This window comes from Candidatus Hydrogenedentota bacterium (genome assembly GCA_018005585.1).
Taxonomy (GTDB): domain Bacteria; phylum Hydrogenedentota; class Hydrogenedentia; order Hydrogenedentales; family JAGMZX01; genus JAGMZX01.
Genome location: JAGMZX010000025.1, coordinates 1 through 18047 on the forward strand (window position 1 = coordinate 1; position 18047 = coordinate 18047).

16 protein-coding genes are annotated in these 18047 nt (G+C 63.4%); 9 read left to right on the forward strand and 7 right to left on the reverse strand.

Annotation, left to right across the window (positions count from 1 at the left end):
- From KA184_06245 to proB, 3 genes are all read right to left on the reverse strand, one after another.
- A partial coding sequence (locus KA184_06245; protein ID MBP8129165.1) for an agmatine deiminase family protein occupies positions 1 to 697 on the reverse strand: 697 nt, incomplete at its 3' end.
- Between the two features lie 17 nt (positions 698 to 714).
- A complete protein-coding gene (locus tag KA184_06250) occupies positions 715 to 1614 on the reverse strand; it encodes a carbon-nitrogen hydrolase (GenBank protein ID MBP8129166.1) in 900 nt (299 codons plus the stop codon).
- Positions 1611 to 2954: a glutamate 5-kinase gene (gene proB / locus KA184_06255; protein MBP8129167.1), complete on the reverse strand. Its 1344-nt coding sequence runs from the start codon at positions 2952 to 2954 to the stop codon at positions 1611 to 1613. Before proB ends, KA184_06250 begins: the two co-directional genes overlap by 4 nt.
- A 619-nt stretch (positions 2955 to 3573) precedes the next feature.
- Here proB and KA184_06260 point away from each other — a divergent pair.
- The 4 genes from KA184_06260 to KA184_06275 all read left to right on the forward strand — a co-directional run bounded on the left by KA184_06260 (position 3574) and on the right by KA184_06275 (position 8078).
- The gene (locus tag KA184_06260) at positions 3574 to 5031 is read left to right on the forward strand and encodes an adenosylhomocysteinase (protein ID MBP8129168.1); all 1458 of its coding nucleotides are present in this window, start codon (positions 3574 to 3576) and stop codon (positions 5029 to 5031) included.
- 155 nt (positions 5032 to 5186) lie between these two features.
- Positions 5187 to 6278 (forward strand): type IV pilus twitching motility protein PilT, encoded by a 1092-nt coding sequence (locus tag KA184_06265; GenBank protein ID MBP8129169.1) that lies wholly within the window; start codon positions 5187 to 5189, stop codon positions 6276 to 6278.
- A gap of 141 nt (positions 6279 to 6419) precedes the next feature.
- The gene (locus KA184_06270) at positions 6420 to 6560 is read left to right on the forward strand and encodes a hypothetical protein (protein ID MBP8129170.1); all 141 of its coding nucleotides are present in this window, start codon (positions 6420 to 6422) and stop codon (positions 6558 to 6560) included.
- Positions 6561 to 6767: 207 nt separating this feature from the next.
- On the forward strand, positions 6768 to 8078 hold the full coding sequence (locus tag KA184_06275; GenBank protein ID MBP8129171.1) for a cyclic nucleotide-binding domain-containing protein: 1311 nt from the start codon (positions 6768 to 6770) through the stop codon (positions 8076 to 8078).
- Between the two features lie 34 nt (positions 8079 to 8112).
- Here the strand turns inward: KA184_06275 and KA184_06280 are convergent, their stop codons facing one another.
- On the reverse strand, positions 8113 to 9381 hold the full coding sequence (locus KA184_06280) for a TRAP transporter large permease subunit (protein ID MBP8129172.1): 1269 nt from the start codon (positions 9379 to 9381) through the stop codon (positions 8113 to 8115).
- Between the two features lie 15 nt (positions 9382 to 9396).
- Positions 9397 to 10071, reverse strand: coding sequence for a DUF502 domain-containing protein (locus KA184_06285; protein ID MBP8129173.1), 675 nt, complete (start codon positions 10069 to 10071; stop codon positions 9397 to 9399).
- Between the two features lie 209 nt (positions 10072 to 10280).
- Here KA184_06285 and KA184_06290 point away from each other — a divergent pair, with 209 nt between their 5' ends.
- On the forward strand, positions 10281 to 10997 hold the full coding sequence (locus tag KA184_06290) for a PAS domain-containing protein (protein ID MBP8129174.1): 717 nt from the start codon (positions 10281 to 10283) through the stop codon (positions 10995 to 10997).
- 90 nt (positions 10998 to 11087) lie between these two features.
- Here KA184_06290 and groL read toward each other — a convergent pair whose 3' ends face one another.
- Complete coding sequence (groL, locus tag KA184_06295; protein ID MBP8129175.1) at positions 11088 to 12728, reverse strand: chaperonin GroEL; 1641 nt, start codon at positions 12726 to 12728, stop codon at positions 11088 to 11090.
- 36 nt (positions 12729 to 12764) lie between these two features.
- Positions 12765 to 13055, reverse strand: coding sequence for a co-chaperone GroES (gene groES / locus KA184_06300; protein ID MBP8129176.1), 291 nt, complete (start codon positions 13053 to 13055; stop codon positions 12765 to 12767).
- Positions 13056 to 13564: 509 nt separating this feature from the next.
- Here groES and KA184_06305 point away from each other — a divergent pair.
- The 4 genes from KA184_06305 (at position 13565) to KA184_06320 (ending at position 18033) form a co-directional block, all read left to right on the forward strand.
- Positions 13565 to 14290, forward strand: a complete 726-nt coding sequence (locus KA184_06305) for a glycosyltransferase family 2 protein (protein MBP8129177.1) — start codon at positions 13565 to 13567, stop codon at positions 14288 to 14290.
- A 163-nt stretch (positions 14291 to 14453) separates the two neighbouring features.
- Entirely contained in the window at positions 14454 to 14966 is a 513-nt protein-coding gene (locus tag KA184_06310) for a lipid-A-disaccharide synthase N-terminal domain-containing protein (protein ID MBP8129178.1), read from the forward strand.
- Positions 14967 to 15164: 198 nt separating this feature from the next.
- The gene (locus tag KA184_06315; GenBank protein MBP8129179.1) at positions 15165 to 16109 is read left to right on the forward strand and encodes a hypothetical protein; all 945 of its coding nucleotides are present in this window, start codon (positions 15165 to 15167) and stop codon (positions 16107 to 16109) included.
- Positions 16110 to 16164: 55 nt separating this feature from the next.
- Complete coding sequence (locus KA184_06320; GenBank protein MBP8129180.1) at positions 16165 to 18033, forward strand: glycosyltransferase family 39 protein; 1869 nt, start codon at positions 16165 to 16167, stop codon at positions 18031 to 18033.
- The last annotated feature ends 14 nt before the right edge of the window (positions 18034 to 18047 follow it).

An 18047-nucleotide genomic window follows, 5' to 3' on the forward strand; every position in this document is an offset into this window, starting at 1 on the left:
TCACGAAGCGGCATAGGTCATCGACGTGGCCGTGCGTGTCGTCGCCCGCAATGCCCGCGCCCAGCCAAATCACATTTGTCACGCCCAGACAGCGGCGGAATACGTCTTCGTAATTCGCGCGGCTGAAACCGGGGTTTCGCACCTGCGCGCGCGGGTCGAGCAGGCATTCTTCCGTAGTCAGCAGCGAGCCGCGGCCGTTGCCGTCGATGGCGCCGCCTTCGAGGACTACGCGCATGGAGGCGGCGTCCCCGCCGCCTGGTTTTGAATCCGCACGCGACGGGGACGTCGCGTCTACCGTGTGCATTCCCAGCAAACGCGCAATGTGCCCGGCCCACGCGGCATCGCGCGCGAAATTGTCGTACTTGGCCCAGCCGTTGAAACCGAAGCGCACCGCAGTCAGGCCCCTCTCGGGACAAAGCACGAAACACGGCGAGATGTCGCGCATCCAGCCGCGGTCGAGCGGTGTCTGCACAAATGTGATGGCCGTGCTGTCCGCGCCCGCGCGTTTCAGGACACGCCGCGCGCGCGCCTCTTGCGCCGCCGACTGCACGGCGAGGCAGATGCGTTCACCCGGCAGCATGTGACGCGCGATTTCGGCGAAGACCCAGGGGATTGGCTGGAACTTGCCGGGCCAGTCGCTGGTATTCGCGGGCCACGCGAGCAGCGTCGCCGCGTGAGGCTCCCACTCCGCCGGCATCCGCGCCGCAGCCATGGTCACGAATCCTCGAGGAAACGCTGGTCGAGCCCCTGATACGCGTCGATGCGCCGGTCACGCAGGAAGGGCCAATTGCGGCGGATGGTTTCGATGTGCGCGAAATCGGCTTCGGCGATGAGGACTTCCTCGCGGTCCTCCGACGCCTGGGCCAGCATGACGCCTTGCGGGTCCGCGACGAAAGACGAGCCCCAGAACTCGATGCCGGCGGACTCCGGCGCGGGCCGCTCGAGGCCGACGCGGTTCACCGCCGCGACGTAGACGCCGTTTGCGATGGCGTGGCCGCGCTGCACCGTGATCCAGGCGTCGCGCTGTGCCGCGCCGTAGCGCGCCTTCTCGTGCGGGTGCCAGCCTATGGCGGTGGGAAAGAACAGGATGGATGCGCCCCGCAGGGCCATGAGCCGCGCGCCCTCCGGGTACCACTGGTCCCAGCAGATGAGGACGCCGATACGGCCGTATGCCGTGTCAAAGACGCGAAACCCGAGGTCGCCCGGCGCGAAATAGTACTTCTCGTAGTACGCGGGATCGTCCGGGATGTGCATCTTGCGGTACAGGCCGGGCACGGCGCCGTCCGCGTCGATGACGGCCGCGCTGTTGTGATACACGCCGGCCGCGCGCTTCTCGAAGAAGGGCACGACCACGACAACGCGCAATTCCGCGGCGAGCTCCTGGAACAGAACCGTGGACGGGCCCGGGAAAGGTTCCGCAAGGTCGAATGTGCGCGTGTCTTCTTTCTGGCAGAAATATTGCGAGCGGTACAACTCGGGCAGGCAAACGACCTGCGCGCCCGCGGCGGCCGCGGCGCGCACCTGTTCCGCCGCTCCGCGCATGTTGGCCGCGGCGTCGCGGCCCATCGACATCTGGACCAGGCCGATCTTGGCGCGCGATGCCGTCGCCGTCATGGTTTTTCCGCGCTCCCGCCGGTTGCGTTGTGCAGCAGCACCAGATTGTCGCGATGGATGACCTCGTCGAAGTCCTTATGGCCCAGAATCCCCTCGATTTCGGAGCTCTTCCGGCCGCGAATCCGCCCGATGTCGCGGCTCGAATAACTTACGAGGCCGCGCGCGAGATGCTGGCCGGCCGTGTCGCTGACGAGCACCGCCGCGCCGACGTCGAATTCGCCCTGCACCTCGACAATGCCCGCGGGCAGCAGGCTCTTGCCCTGTTTCGTCAGCGCCTTGCGCGCGCCATCGTCGATGACCAGCCGCCCCTGCGTCACGCGCCCAAACGCAATCCAGCGCTTCCGGTGCGAGAGCGTCTCCCGCGCAGGCGCGAAGACGGTGCACGGCGCCGTGCCTCCAAGCACGCTGTGGATGATGCCTTCGATGTACCCGTTCGCGATGACGACCGGCACGCCCGCGACAGACGCGATCCGCGCCGCTTCGATCTTCGTTTTCATGCCGCCGGTCGAGGCGATGCTGCCCGCGCCGCCCGCGCCGGCTTCGATCTCTTCCGTAATGTTTTCGACGTAGGGGATAATCTTCGCGCCGGGAAACTGCGCCGGGTTGTGGTCGTACAGCCCGTCCACGTCGCTCAGGATGATGAGCAGGCCGGCGTTGATTTTCGCGGCGATCTTGGCGGACAGCGTGTCGTTGTCACCGAAGCGCAATTCCTCGACCGCGGTCGAGTCGTTCTCGTTCACGATCGGCACGACCGTCTTCAGGCTGAACAGCGTGTTCAGCGTGTTGCGCACGTTGAGGTAGCTCTGGCGCTTGTCCAGGTCGGATGACGTCAACAGCACCTGTGCGCTGCGCAGGCCGTCGCCGTAGGTCTGCAGCAGCGTTTCGTAGTAGTGCATGAGCGTGGCCTGGCCTACCGCCGCGACCGCCTGTTTGTGGCGCAGGTCCGCGGGGCGTTTCTTCAGCCCCAGCGCGTTCATGCCGCAGCCGATGGCGCCCGAACTTACGATCAGCACGTTCAGGTCGTGCTGCCGCTTGAGCGCGGCGATCTCCTTGACCACCGCTTCCATGACCATGCCCTCGAACGCCTTGCGTCCGCTGAGCAGTTGCGTGCCGATCTTCACGACCAGCGTCTCTATCTTGTCCGGATCGAACTTCACGACCGCGTTTCCAGGTGTTGCCCCAAGAATGCACAGCTTACCGCGCTCCCTTGGCCAAAGACAACTGGCCCATGCCGTGTCACGCGGCAAGGATACGTGCTTCTGCCTGGATGCGAGGCGGCATAAGCGTCTTGGCGTTTGCCCCAAGGTATGACATACTCGATGGTACGAGCGAAGTCTCATGTGGGGCGATGGACTTGGAGGGAACTGCAAGTGAGGCGTGAATTACGCCGCCGCATTCTGTCTATGTGGGCGCTATTCACATTGTTCCAGAAGGGCGAGTCGCAACACGATGGAGCGGTCGCGCCCGCGGACCAGGAAGAAGACGCGCGCCCCAGGCGCATTCGCTGTCCGCAGTGCCGTTGGCGGCCCAGTGCGGGCAGCCGCTGGGTGTGCGGACCCTGTGCGGACCCCGAGCTCTTTTTCGGTGGATGCGGGACCGCGTGGAACACGTTTGATACGGGCGGCGTTTGCCCGGGATGCGGGCATGCGTGGCAATACACGGCATGTCCGCGCTGCGACGAGTGGTCGCTGCACAAGGACTGGTATGAAGCAAGGGCGGGAAGGCGCGGCAGATAGCAGCATTCGTGAAAGCCGGCAAGAACGGACCAGACCTCGCAAAGCCGCCTCGTCGCACTCAGCGACGATGCCTTCCGGCGTTCGGGCGGGGCATCCTTTTCCTGAGGCCGATTTCTCGCGGGCATCTCCGTATTTCCGCTCAAAATTGACGGGTTTTTCGTATTTCCGTATAATAGAAGGCCCTGGATGAAAGCCCAAACCAACCCGGATGAAGGAGGGCGACATGGCCGTTGTAACGAAGGGAATCCCCGCTATCGAGGCGAATCTGCCATTCAAGGTGGCGGACTTGGGCTTGGCGGAGTGGGGCCGGAAAGAGATTATCATCGCCGAGAAAGAGATGCCCGGCCTGATGGCGGTGCGCGCGAAATACGCGAAGACCAAGCCGCTCGCGGGTGCGCGGGTCATGGGTTCGCTGCACATGACGATCCAGACCGCGGTGCTTATCGAGACGTTGCAGGCGTTGGGCGCGCAGGTGCGCTGGGCCAGCTGCAACATCTTCTCGACGCAGGACTGGGCCGCGGCGGCGATCGCGCAAGCGGGCACGCCGGTTTTCGCGTGGAAGGGCGAGACGCTCGAAGAATACTGGTGGTGCACGTATCAGGCGATGTGTTTCCCGGATGGCGGGATGCCAAACATGATTGTGGACGACGGCGGCGACGCGACGCTGCTCATCCACCGCGGCTACGAACTGGAGGAGCACTTCAACAAGACGGGGGAACTGCCGCCCGTCTGCCGCGACAACAAGGAAGTCCAAATCGTCGATACGCTGCTCCACACGGTGCATGCAAGCGACCCGGATCATTGGCATCGCGCGGTCGCGGGCTGGATCGGCGTGTCGGAGGAGACCACGACGGGCGTGCATCGGCTTTACCAGATGATGGCGGAGGGGCGGCTGTATACGCGCGCGATGAACGTGAACGATTCGGTAACGAAATCGAAATTCGACAACCTGTACGGCTGCCGCGAGTCGCTGGGCGACGGAATCAAGCGCGCGACGGACGTTATGGTGGCGGGCAAGGTAGTCGTTGTTGCGGGCTATGGCGACGTGGGCAAGGGCTGCGCGCAGGCGATGCGCGGACTCGGCGCGCGCGTCATCATCACGGAAATCGACCCGATCTGCGCGCTTCAGGCGGCGATGGAAGGCTACCAGGTGATGCGCATGGTCGACGCCGCGCCCATCGGCGATATCTTCGTCACTGCCACGGGCTGTTGCGACGTAATCACGGGCGAGCACATGAAGCTGATGAAAGATCAGGCGATTCTGTGCAACATCGGCCATTTCGACGCCGAAATCGAGATGGCGTGGCTCGAGTCGCAGCCGGATATCCGCGAGGAGAACATCAAGCCGCAGGTGGACAAGTTCCTCTTTCCCGACGGCAAGGCCCTGATCGTGCTGGCGCGCGGACGCCTCGTGAACCTGGGCTGCGCGACGGGGCACCCCTCTTTCGTGATGTCCAATTCCTTTGCCAATCAGGTGCTGGCCCAGATTGCCCTCTACGCCGAATCGGACAAGTATGAAGTGGGCAAGGTCTATACGCTGCCGAAGAAACTGGACGAGGAGGTGGCGCGGCTGCATCTGGGCAAACTCAACGTTGACCTGGACACGCTGACCGGGAAGCAAGCCAAGTATCTCGGCGTGCCGCCGGACGGACCCTTCAAGCCGGAGTGGTACCGGTATTAGGCAAGACAGTACGGTGCGGGCCGCCACCCTTTCATGAGGGCGGCGCACTGTATAGAATAGAGGATATCGCCGGTTGCACGCGGCCGGTTATGGTTTTCGCGAAGCGCGCCAAGCTGGGTTCCATGGGAACCGCTGCACGCGGGAGGATAGGGCCCATGGCGGAAATGGACCGGTATTTCAAGCTGATGGTGGAGCACAACACGTCGGACCTGCACCTGTGCACGGGGTGCCGGCCCATGTTTCGCAAGGACGGTTCTATCGTGCCGCTCAAGACGGCGGAACCGCTCACCAACGACCAGGTGTCCAGCCTCTTGTTCGAGGTGATGCCGGAGAAGAACAAGGAGGAGTTCCGGAAGACAAACGACACGGACTTCGCCTATGAATTGGCCGGCGTGGGCCGGTACCGCATGAATATCTTTCGCGACAACAAGGGGATCGGCGGCGTGGCGCGGCTGATCCCGTCCGAAGTGCTCACGCTTGACCAACTGAAGGCGCCGGAGGTTCTCAAGAAATTCTGTCAGCTCAGCAAGGGGCTTGTGCTCGTGACCGGTCCAACGGGCAGCGGCAAATCGACGACGCTCGCGGCCATGCTCGACCACATAAACAAGACACGCAACGACCACGTTATCACTATTGAGGACCCGATCGAGTTCGTGCACCGGAACCAGCGGTGTCTGATTAATCAGCGGGAAGTCGGGGTGCACACGGACAGTTTTAAGCGGGCGCTGCGCGCCGCGTTGCGGGAAGACCCCGATATCGTGCTGGTGGGCGAGATGCGCGACCTCGAAACGACCCATATCGCCATCGAAACCGCCGAGACGGGCCACCTTGTCTTTGGGACGCTGCACACCACGACAGCTATCTCGACGGTGGACCGCTTGATCGACCAGTTCCCGCCCGAGCAGCAGCAGCAAATCCGGCTGATGCTCGCAAACACCTTGAAAGGCGTCGTGGCCCAGAACCTGCTCAAGAAGAAGGGGGGGGGCCGCGTGGCCGCCCTCGAAATCCTCTTTGTGAACGCCGCGGTCGCCTCGCTCATCCGGGAGGCCAAGAGCGCACAGATCATGAGCATCATGCAGACCTCAAAGAAGGAGGGGATGACCCTGCTCAATGAGGAACTCCGGCGTCTGGTCAAAGAGGATATTGTCGAACCGGAAGAAGCGTATCGCAAGGCGGTGGACAAGGACGGCCTCCTGAAGCTGCTCCAATCGGACAATATCAAGTTCCAGGCGCCGCAGGAGGACTAGGCGTTCTGCCCCCGTCGGGGCGTATTTACTTTCAGCGAGAGACCGTATATACTATATGTTGTGTGGCGGGGAATGTCCGGCCCGCATCCCTAGCATGCCGAGGAAGAAGCAGGAACTGTCAAGGAAGGGATACTGGAGACCATGAAGCACATCAGCGTGACCTCGAAAGGCCCGGGACGGGCGCAGTTGTCCACCAGCGAGATTCTCACCATTGTAGCCACTGCCTTGTCGGCGGTTGCTACGGTGCTGGCCGCGGTCGTGCCCTTGATCGGCGAGAAATAGTCGCCGGACAAGCGGAGCGCTCGAGAAGAAGCGGGGGCGAAGCTGCGGCACGAAAAGTCGCCGCATTTTGCTCCTTCTGTTGGCGTAGAGGATTTGGCGCTGCCATCCAGCTGCGCGTGTTTCCATGTGCCTTGATGACCCTGGAAGGCCGGTGCTACCATGCGATGTGAGTCAGCACGGGGCCCAGTGATTGCCCGGGAACATAGCATGCTGCGTTGGACCAAGAGCGCCAAGCCGGAAGGCGTCGCAAACCCGTCGGCCTCCGCGCCGCCGCGCCCGGCCGTTGAGGCAAGGCCCGGGCCGCCGGTGCAGCCCGACGGGTTACCGTCCCGGCGGAGTCTGGCGGAGGTCTTGCTTGAGGCGGGCAAGGTCGGCCGTGAACCCCTGGACCGCGCTCTCAAGGTACAGGCGGAAACGGGTGAGTTTCTGGGCGAAATCCTGGTTCGCGAAGGCATCCTCGATGAACGCTCCTTGACGTCGTTTCTCGCCAAGTACTGCAAGATTCCCCATCTGAGCCTGCTGGACTACCTGATTGACCAGGAGGTCGTCCGGATTTTGCCGAGAGAGGTCTGCCTGCAGTATCGCGTGCTGCCCATCGACAAGCTGGGCCAGAACCTCACCGTCGCCATGGTGAATCCGCTGAACGCGGAGGCGCTCGACAAGGTGCGTGAGCTATGCCCTGACCTGCGGATCAAACCCATTCTCTGCGCGTACCAGCATTTTGTGATGGTCACGCAGAGGCTGTTTCAGGGAAAAGAGTCCGGCGGACCGATCGAATTGACGGCGTCGAGTCTGGGCCTTTGCATTGAGCGTACGGCGCCAGGTTCGGCCGCGGAGGTTTCAGCCTCCGTGGCCGCGCCCACAACTGTCCCGCCCGTCGAAACGGTGGAGGAAGAAATCCCCGAGGCCGTCGAGATACTTGCGGAAGCGGCCGAACGGCCCTTCGACCACGACGCGGTCATCGCCGGTGCGTTTCCGGCAGGGGCGGCCCCACCCGCCGTGGAAGCCGCCTCGGAGCCGGTTTTACCACCGCAGCCGGAGGCGGTGCCCGAAGAAGCGACGGGCATCATGCAGGAACTGGCCAGCGTCATGATGGACAGCATGCGCGATACGTACAGCATGCTCGCCCGTCGCGTGGACCTGTTCCGCGGCGTAGCGCCCGAAGACGTGGCTACGATCTTCGCCAGGGGCATGACCGAAGAGTATGAAGCGGGTCATGTGCTGTTCCGCAAAGGCGACCCGGGCGACAAACTGTACATTATTTTAGGCGGCAGTGTGGAAGTCTTTGACGAAGACCGCGTGATAGCCGTGCTCAGCCGGGGCGAAATGGTGGGCGAAATGGCTTTGCTGAGCAAGGCGCCCCGCAGCGCGGGCGTTCGCGTGCGGGAGACTACCAGCCTGCTTGCGCTGAGCGACGAAATCATCTGGAGCGTGATGCCGCGGGAAGTGTCCATGCGACTCCTCATCAATATCGTGGCAACGCTTAGCGACCGTCTGCGCCGCGCCAATCAACGCTGAGGCAGGCCCTTCTGCACCCGGCCGCGCGCGGCCGTCATCGCCAGATATACCAGACGAGCAGGGCCGCGGGCACGACGGCGGCGATGGTGAAGGGGACGGAAATCCTCGCGAACTCACGGAAGGTCACGGGGTGTCCCGCCTGCCTCGAAAGGCCGCAGGCAACGATGTTCGCGGACGCGCCGATGGGGGTGATGTTTCCACCCAGGCTCGCGCCGATGAGCAGGCCGAAAAGAAGCAGCGAGGGCGCGACTCCCAGCGACTGCGCCATGTTCTGCGCCACCGGCAGCATGGCCGCCAGGAACGGCACATTGTCTACAAATGCGGACACAAGGATGGCGAAGACGACGAGCCCCGCATAGCCCAGGAGGGCGTTGCCGCCGGTCAGGCCCGAAAATGCGTTCGAGATGGAGTCAATCCAGCCCGTGACGGTGAGGCTCTCGACGATGATGAAGATGGCCATGAGAAAGAAGGTGGTATCCCAGTCGAGTTTGCGCAAGGTGGCAAAGGTGTGCGCGCCGCTCAGGCGTGTCTGCCACAGAAGCATGAACACGCCGAACACCATGCAGATAACGCCCGCCAGGAATGAGAATCCCGTGTCGAAGAAGGATGACACGGCGAGCGCGGCGATCAGCGCGATGAGCAGCACGGGCGGCAGCCAGGAGCGCACCTGCTCGACCGGCTCCAATTCCGGTTTCTGGGTCAGCCGGCGGAAGATGAAGAAGAGCACGAAGAAGGACGTGATAGCGCCGAGTTCGACCGCGAAGAAGATACTCGGTTTCCCCTGATAGACAAAGAAGTCCATGAAGGTCATCTTCGCGTAGCCGCCCAGGATCATGCTGGGCGGGTCGCCGATCAGGGTGGCGGTCCCTTGCAGATTGCTGCTGATGGCGATGGCGATCATGATGCTTTTCGGGTCCAGGCGAAGTTTCTGGGCCAGCGACAGAGCGATCGGCGCCACGATGAGCACCGTGGCCACGTTCTCGACGAAGGCCGAAATGACGCCCGTCATCATGCAGATGAACAAGAGCGCCCAGGCGGTGTTCCGGGCGCGATTCACGATTACTTCCGCGAACCAGGCGGGGAACCGGCTCTCAATGAATACGTCCGCCGCGATGAGCGTGCCCACAAAGATGCCCATGACGTTCCAATTGACGGCGGTCAGGGTCTCGCGGGGCGAAAGGACGCCCGCCGCCACCAGTATGCCCGCGGCCACCACCGCCACCAGGCTGCGAAAGCGGGGCAGAAAGACGAACAGGAGGTAGGCCGCGACAAATACCAGCAGGGCGATGTTTTGATGGTCCATGGGTTCCCAACTTCCTTACAACTGATCTTCCTGAAGTGCAGGGACGGCCGCGCTGTGCCCCGCGCCGGCATGCGGCGGGCTGGCGGTCAATCGTTCCGGCCCCAGAAATCCCCCCGACATGATCAAAGAGATGGCCTCCTCCATCGAGATTTGGAGCACAGGCGTCGTGGCCGCCGGCACCAGTTCCAGAAAGCCCGTGGTCGGGTTGGGCGTCGTAGGGATGAATACCTTGAAGTATTCGAGTCCATCCGGCCCGGTAATCCTGCCCGTGACAAACCCGAACGCCCGCAACCCGGGACCGGGGAATTCGACCAGTACCACCTGCTGGCCTTCGCCCGGCCGCTGGTTCAAGAACAGGTCGATGACCTGTTTCGAGACGGAGTACACCGTCTTCACCAGGGGAATCTGGTCCACGATCCATTCCGCGAGGTGAATGAGCCTGCGGCCGATGACGAGCGACGCCAGCATGCCGGTCAGATACAATGCGAGGAACAGCACCAGAAACGAGAAGAGCGCTACCACCGGGTAGGGCATGTCCACGAGAAAGGCATGGGCCAGCGGCACGACCATGCCAACCGTTACATTATAGAAGAAAGACAGTATCAGCAGGGTGATGCCCGCGGGCACCACGACGAGGAGGCCGGAGACGAGCCGCTTGCGAATACTTTGCAGGGTGCTATCCGATTTCATGCGCGGAACCTGTGATATGCCTGAAGAGTAGATCTATGAGGAGCTGGAATCCTGGGACAGTTCATCATAGCACGGCAGCGGCGTGTAACGCGACAGGCAGGTCGCGCACTTGACGCCGTCCCGCTGTTATGGAACCATGCATGCGCTTGCGCCGCCCGTGTCCCGCGCACGGTGGGAGAGACCCAACGGCAAGGAGGAGAGGAATCGTCATGGCTGAAGTGCATCAGCGCACGTTACGCACCATACTGACCGGCACACCCGGCTTATTGGCGCTGAAGAACGGCCAACTCGCCTACGAAGTGGCCAATCCCCGTTTTTGCCAGTTCGTGGCGAAGGCCCCCGCCGAGATCGTTGGTAAGACCGACGCCACGCTTTTCCCCAAGGAAGAAGCGGAACTCTCCGCGCGCGAGGAACGGACGGTCGTTGAAACGGGTGTCGCACGCCGCCTCGAGCAGCTACTGACCGGTGCGGAGGGGCCGCGTTGGTTCGAGGTCTCCCGGTCCCCCATTCTGGACGACAACGGCACCCCGGCTGGCGTTCTTGTCTATGCGCAAGACATCACCTTGTTCAAGAAACGCGAGCAAGCCCTCAAGGAGGGGGAAGCGCGCCTGCAAGAGGTGCAGCGGCAGGCGGCCGAGGCCGCCGACCGGGTGCGTCAAGCCGAGGAGAATTTGCAGACGCGCGAGGCGGAACTGGCGCAAGCCGGGGGCGAGCTGGAGGTGCTGAAGACGCAGACCGCCGAATGCGAAAAACAGCGCGCGGCCCTCGAAGAGCAGCTCGCCGTGGTGCAGGACCAGGCCAGGAAACAGGTCAGTGAACTGGAGGCGGCCCTCGACCGATCCAGGACGGCGCAGCAAGAAGCGGCCAAGCTGGCCAAACAACTGCTAAGCAAACTGGACACGAAGCAAGAGCAATGCGGAAGTTGAAAAGGGGGGCCGCCCGGTGGGGGTGGACCGGACGGCCCGGATAAGTAACCCTTGGCGGCGTATTGCGCGCCGCCGTGGGGAGGGGAGCGTTTAGTACATGTCGCCCATGCCGCCGCCGGGCCCGCCGGGGCCGCCGGGCATTGGCTTCTCGGGCTCGGGGATTTCGGCCACGAGCACTTCCGTCGTCAGGAGCAGGCTGGCGACGCTCGAAGCGTTCTGCAGCGCAGTGCGCGTCACCTTGGTCGGGTCGATGACGCCCGCCTTGAGCAGGTCTTCGTATTCGGCCGTATCGGCGTTGTAGCCGACGGCACCCTTCTTGCCCTTGACGGTCTGAACGACCATGGCGCCCTCGTCGCCGGCGTTGGCGGCCAACTGGCGCAACGGCTCTTCAAGCGCGCGGTTGACGATCTTCACGCCGATCGCCTCGTCGCCTTCGAGCTTCATGCCTTCCAGCGCAGACTGGCAACGCAGCAGCGCAACGCCGCCGCCCGGCACGATGCCCTCTTCGACCGCGGCGCGCGTAGCGTGCAGCGCGTCCTCGACGCGGGCCTTCTTCTCCTTCATCTCGATCTCGGTCGCGGCGCCGACGCTGATGACCGCGACGCCTCCGGCCAGCTTGGCCAGGCGTTCCTGCAATTTCTCGCGGTCGTAGTCGGACGTGGTCTCTTCGATCTGGCGGCGGATCAGGTTGATGCGGCCCATGATGTCGCCGCTCGAGCCGGCGCCCTCGACGATGGTCGTACTGTCCTTATCGACCGTAACGCGCTTGGCGCGGCCCAGTTCGCTGAGCGTGATGCTTTCGAGCGTGCGGCCGAGGTCCTCGGTGATGCAGAGGCCGCCCGTCAGGATAGCGATGTCTTCGAGCATGGCCTTGCGGCGGTCGCCGAAGCCCGGCGCCTTGACGGCGCATGCCTGGAACGTGCCGCGAATCTTGTTGACGACCAGCGTCGCCAGCGCTTCGCCCTCGACGTCTTCCGCGATGATGAGCAGCGGCTTGCCGGCCTTGGCGATCTGCTCGAGGAGAGGCAGCAGGTCCTTCAGGCTCGTGATCTTCTTCTCATGGATGAGGATGTAGGGCTCTTGCAGCACGCACTCCATCGCCTCGGAATCCGTGACGAAGTACGGCGAGAGGTAGCCCTTGTCGAACTGCATGCCTTCGACCACTTCGAGCGTGGTCTCGATGCCCTTGGCTTCCTCGACCGTGATCGTGCCGTCGTTCCCGACCTTTTCCATGGCCTCGGCGATGATATTGCCGATTTCCATGTCGCTGTTGGCCGAGATGGCGGCCACGTTCTTGATCACTTCCTTGTCGTTCTTGACCTGCTTGCTGAGCTTCTTCAGCTCTTCCACAACGACCTCGACCGCCTTGTCGACGCCGCGCTTGAGCGCCATCGGGTTCGCGCCTGCGGTCACATTGCGCAGGCCTTCACGGAAAATGGCCTCGGCAAGGATCGTCGCCGTGGTCGTGCCGTCGCCCGCCACGTCCGACGTCTTCGACGCGACTTCTTTAACCATCTGCGCGCCCATGTTCTCGTACTTGTCTTCCAGTTCGATTTCTTTCGCGACGCTCACGCCGTCCTTGGTCACCGTCGGGGCGCCCCATTTCTTGTCCAATACAACGTTGCGCCCCTTCGGGCCCAAGGTCGCCTTGACGGCCTTGCTCAACTTCACTACGCCGTCCAGTACCTTGCGGCGCGCGTCTTCTCCAAACGATAACTGTTTCGCAGCCATTGCAACATTCCTCCTGTATGACGCTTACGCCGTCCCTTAGTCTTCAATTACCGCGAGCACATCGTCCTCGCGCATGATGATGTGCTCTTCGCCGTCGATCTTGACTTCCGTGCCCGCGTACTTGCCCATGAGAATCCGGTCGCCCTTCTTCACCTCGAGCGCGACCCGCTTCCCGTTCTCATCGAGCTTGCCCGGGCCGACTGCCACGACCTTGCCCTCTTGCGGCTTCTCTTTCGCGCTGTCCGGAATGATGATCCCGCCGCGCACCGTTTCTTTTGGCTCTTCCCGCTTCACCAGAATGCGGTCTGCCAAGGGACGTACCTTCATGCCACTTCTCCTCCGTTTGTTCTTGTATTGCCCAGAAGTTTCAGAGCCGTGCAGCCCGGCCTACAAACAGGCTATTGCCATTTTGGCAAGACTGACCCGGCTCGTGAGCGCGCTTAGCACTCACTACGCTGGAGTGATAATAGCACGAGAAGGCCGCGCCTGTCAATAGGCATTAAGTTGTTGCACGATAATATTTTATAACAAGACACCCTGCAACACGCCTCGCACATGCACGCCGTCTTTCCATGGATCGCGCCCGCGACGAGACCAGAGAGCATGCAGGAGGTTGTCAAATTGACACAAACATGCGGGCTGCACCTGCCGGATGCGCGTACGCACTCTTGCCATGCACTGGGGCAATGTTCCCGAGGCGCCTGTTGAATCGAGTCAAGCAGTCAGAAAGAGGTACGGGAACGCGTAGAAAGGCGTTGCCCCGGCAGCTGGGCCTGATTTCACCTCTTCTCCCTGTGTATAATGTATGACATTGCCTCCTCAGGATTCCGCATGCCATGAAGCCGCTCGTGTCTGTTGTCATACCCTGCTTCAACGAGCAGGAGAACGTGCCGCGCCTTTGGGAGAAGGTTGCGGCGGTGTTCGCCACACTGCCGGATTACGAGTATGAGATTCTCTTCGTGAACGACGGCAGTTCAGACGGCACGCGCGCGGCGATGGACGCGCTGGCGGCACAGGACCCGCACGTGCGGCCATTGCATCTGGTGCGCAACATGGGCCAGTCCGCGGCGGTGTACGCGGGGATGATGCGGAGCCGGGGCGATTACGTGCTCACGCTGGACGGGGATCTTCAGAACGACCCGGCGGATTTCCCGCGTTTTCTGGAATTGCTGCAGCGATACGATTGCGTATGCGGCTATCGGGCGGAGCGGCACGACGCGCTGGTGCGCAAGGTTTCGAGCAAGGTGGCGAACGCGGTGCGCAATTGGGCGCTGCGCGACGGGGTGCGCGATTCGGGCTGCGGCGCGAAGGGTTTCCGGCGTGCCTGCCTGGTCCACCTGCCGCCTTTTAACGGTCTGCACCGGTTCATGGCGGTGTTCATTCGCGCGGCGGGATTGAGTCTGGTGGAAGCGCCGGTGCGGCATCATGCGCGGCAATTCGGCGTATCCAAGTATGGCATCGGCAACCGGCTGTGGCGCGGCATCTACGACTTGATCGGGGTGCGCTGGCTGCGCCGCCGGTTTGTAGCGGTGCGGGTGGAGGGGGAAGAGCCGCGTGTGTGACTGGTTTCAGGCGCCCCTCGCGCCCAAGCTGTGGGAACTGACCGGTATCGTCGGGGCCTGCATTTTTTACGGGCGCTTCTACCTGCAATGGATTGTGTCGGAAATCAAGAGGCGCAGCGTGATACCGGTGGCCTTCTGGTATATGAGCTGCGTTGGTTCGCTGATGCTGCTGGGTTATGCCGCATATATCCGGTCGCCTGTAGGCGCGCTCAGTCACTGCTTCAACATCGTCGTCTATTCCCGGAACCTCGTGCATATCTGGCGGGAACGCGGCGCGCTGACGCGGGCGCTCTATGTGGCGGTGCATGCCGGGGTGGCCGTGGTCGTCGCGGGCGCGCTGGCGCTCGCGGTTCACACGTGGTTGCGCGAATATGAGGCCACGAAGGAAGCGCCTGCCGCGGCGGCGAACTGGTTCTGGATCGGTGTCGGCGCGGCGGGTCAGGGCCTGTTCGCATGCCGGTTCCTGGTCCAGTGGGTGGCCACGGAGATGCGGCGGAGAAGCGTGGTGCCCGCGGCATTCTGGTATTTCAGCGTTGCGGCGGCCGCGCTGGTCTGCGTATCGCACCTGCAGCGGCTTGAATGGGTGTTCGCGGCGGGGACAGCCTCGACGCTGCTGGTGTATCTGCGCAATGTCTGGTTTATTCACCGGTATGGCGACGCGCCAGCGGACGACTGAAGGGACGGAAACGGTTGCCCTCCGGAAGGCGCGCCCGCGGTCGTCCACCGGAGGGGCGGCCTTGGCTTGGCGGAGGGGGCCGCGGGTCTGCTGGCCAGTAAGCAGGCCAGACGTCGGGTGCGGTGTTATCGCCCGGGGCCGCACATTCGTTACAATACCGCGCGTTGCCCCGGGTGGCGTAAGAGGAGGAATCAGGGTATGTGGAAGACGTCATATGTCGTGCTGGCATGCCTGCTCGCGGGAACCTGGCCCAGCGTGGCCCAGACGGCGTCCCAGGCGCCGGTCATTCTCAACTACTGGACCCACCTCAACGACATCCTGAGCAACGAGACGTTTCGCCGCAACACCACTTCCGTGCGTCCAGGCGGGCGTTATTTGCCCCGAAAGGTGTACCCTTTCGAGAACGTGCAGCATCTGCGCGCGCGCGACTTGATGCGGGCGGTGCAGGAGGGGATTAACGCGGCCCGGACGGCATCGTGGGGCAAGCCAGCGGAGGAGGTCCAGCGGCAAATCCGGCAGAACATTGTGACCGCGCTCGAGTACTATCCGCTGGTCGCGCAAGATGAACGGGAACTCAAGCCGTTGTATTACGCGATGGCGGATGTCAACGGGGAAGTGGAACTGCGGATGTTTCTGCTGCGCAGCAGCATGCCGGGCGCGTCGCGTCCGTCGTTGTTCGGTCTTTATCTTCGGGAAGCACTGGCGCATAACACCGGAGAGACGCGCAAGTACCTGAAGACCATCGTGGACCACGTAACGGAGAATCCGCAGGTGCAGCGAACCGCTATCGAGGCGTATTTCTACTACATGGAACTGGCCTATACGCAGGTGCTGAAGACCGACCCGGCGGTGGCCGCGTTCGCGGCAGACCGGGGCCAGGCGTTTCGCCCGGCGATGTTGATGGAGGCGGGCGCGCCCCAGCCGTCGGGAAGCGTGGCCCAGTTGCTCAAGGACTACGACGCGCAATGGTTCGATTTTGCGCTGACGCTCTCGGGCTACGCGCAGCCGGGCAGCAACCGGCCGATCGAGGTCCGCGAGGCATCGCGCGCATGCCTCGAACGGATATACCGTGAAATGCCGCTGTCGAATCGTGATGTCATAAAGGAATTGCTGGACCAGACGGCTCCGGTAACGCCCGCGTGACGTTGCGGGCCGGTCTGTCTGTAGCGCAAGTGCAGAGGCGGCGAAGGACGCAATCATGAAGCCGACAGTGCGGCAGATGTGCCTGCTGGGTGTCCTTTCTTTCTTTCTTTTCGGGTTTGGCATCAGTGGGTACGACCTCTGGCCGCCGGACGAGCCCCGCTATGCGCAGGTGGCGCGTGAAATGCGCGACCGAGGGGACTTCCTGACCCCCCACGTGAATGGCCAGCCCTACTATGAGAAACCGCCGCTCCTGTTCTGGGCCATGGCGGCCTGTTCCGCGCCATGGGGCGATGTTACGGAACCCGCCGCGCGCATTCCATCCGTCGCCAGCGGGGTCGCGACGGTCCTGCTGACCTGCCTGCTCGCGCTGCGGCTCTTTGACCGCCGTACGGCGTTCTGGGCGGCAGTGATTCTCATGACCGGCGCGCGGTTCTGGTGGCAGGCGCGCACGGGCCAGATCGACATGCTCCTGACGGCCTGCGTCACTGCGGCGCTGTACGGACTGTGGCGCTGGGAGGAAGACCGCCGCGGCGGCTGGCTGATTCTGTGTTACGCGGCCACGGCGGCCGGCGCGTACGCCAAAGGCCCCGTGGCGCTCGTGTTTCCGCTGCTCTTTATCGCGGTATTCTACTGGCGCAACCGCCCGGCGCGCCGCCGCACGCACTGGCTGCTGGGCGCCGGCTGCGTACTGCTGGCCGTGGCGGTATGGTATGTCCCCGCGCGCGTGTTCGCGGCGGAGACGGCGGAACAGGCCGTTGCTTCCGGCATGGGCGGGAATCTGTTCCGCAATATCGTTGGTCGCCTCTTCCTGGGCGTGAGCAAGGCTCAGCCGCCGTGGTACTACGCGACCACACTACCGGTAGACCTGCTGCCGTGGACGCTGGTCCTGCCTTGGGCCTTGCCCTGGGTCTGGCGGCGGCGCGCTTCCGAGAAGGCCATGTGGTTTCTCTGGTGCGCAAGCGTGCCCGCCCTGATCTTCTTCTCTCTTTCCGTGGGCAAACGCGCCGTGTACCTCCTGCCGCTATTCCCGGTCTTGGCGATATGGCTGGCCGTTTCCACGCTTGACCTGGTCGATGGGGCGCATGCCCGCGGGCGCCGCCGGATTGGGCTGGCCTGGTCCGTTGTCTTGTTGCTGATGGCCGGCGCCCCGGTCGCCCTGCGGCACACGGAATACGCGGCGCTTGCCACGCGGCAGGTGACGTATTTCGCCGTGCTCGCGGGGTGCCTCGGCCTCGCGCTGCTTGCCGGGAGCCTGCTCACGGACATGAAGCGCCTGCATGTGGCCCTGGCGGCCTCTTTCGCGGTGCTGGCCACGGCTGCCGTCTGGGCAGTGTTCCCGGTGGTGAACACCGTGAAATCCGCGCGCGCCATCTGTGCGCCGGTCCGTGCGCTGGCGGACGCCGGGGCGGACTTCCATCTGTATTCCGTGGGATTCTCCCGCGAGGAATACGTCTACTACAGCCGTCATCCCCACGAAGAGGTGTTCACGAACCTGGTCGGAAACGTACCCGCCGATTCCAAGGCCCTGCTGCAAGCGGCGGAAACGCAAAAGGCGGCCCGAAAGCGTATCGCCGGGGCAGTGGACGGGGTGCCCGTCGCCAATATCGCCGCGGTGACCGTCGAGGAACGCGCCGCGCTGCGCCATGCCATCGAAAACGCCATCGAGAGTGCCGAAGAGGATATCCAGGCCCTGCGCACCTTTGAAAAGGGCCTGACCGAGGAAATCGACGCGTTCGCGGCCCTGTTTGCCGCGCCGGACCCGGCCTTTGTGTTCGTGCAAGAGGAGGACTGGCGCTGGCTGGTGCCGTTGTTCACCACGGTTCCGGCCTATCATGTTGTCCAACATCGGGAGGTCGGGCGGCGCGAGGTGCTCCTGCTTGCCAACGACGCAGCCATGCGCTTGGCGGCAGGGACGGTCCTGTGAGGTTGACGTCCGGA